Consider the following 648-nt stretch of genomic DNA (forward strand, 5'->3'; position numbering starts at 1 on the left):
AGCTGCCGGGAGCCGTCCCGAAGCAGCAGGCCCAGTTTCCCCGGGTGGGTGACAAGCTCCACGCCGGGGAGGAACCGGGCTGCCAATGGAAGGTCGGGGAGCGAGCCCCAACAGATGACATGGACCGCGCCCGCGTGTCCGAAGCTGATCTGCAACAGCAGAGACCGGGCCAGCCCCGAAAGCTCCGACGGCTCACCCTGGAAGCGCAGCTCCATCTGCTCGGAGAGATCCAGTTCGACCCCGATCAGGCAGGGCAGCTGCGCCAGGACAGGCGCCGGCCGGGCGATCGAATCGGGAAGCGGCCTGCCGCCGAAGGCGAAGACGAGCTGCCGGGAGCCGTCCCGAAGCAGCAGGCCCAGTTTCCCCGGGTGGGTGACAAGCTCCACGCCGGGGAGGAACCGGGCTGCCAATGGAAGGTCGGGGAGCGAGCCCCAACAGATGACATGGACCGCGCCCGCGTGTCCGAAGCTGATCTGCAACAGCAGAGACCGGGCCAGCCCCGAAAGCTCCGACGGCTCACCCTGGAAGCGCAGCTCCATCTGCTCGGAGAGATCCAGTTCGACCCCGATCAGGCAGGGCAGCTGCGCCAGGACAGGCGGGCTCCACCCCGGCGGAATGCTCCGGGCCACGATATCGGCACGCTGGTCC

General features: G+C 68.7%; 1 protein-coding gene. It reads right to left on the reverse strand.

From position 1 onward, the window contains the following. A partial coding sequence (locus Y705_RS22530) for a hypothetical protein (RefSeq protein WP_162149102.1) occupies positions 1-648 on the reverse strand: 648 nt, incomplete at both ends.

This window comes from Arthrobacter sp. H41 (genome assembly GCF_000520535.1).
Classification (GTDB): domain Bacteria; phylum Actinomycetota; class Actinomycetes; order Actinomycetales; family Micrococcaceae; genus Arthrobacter_D.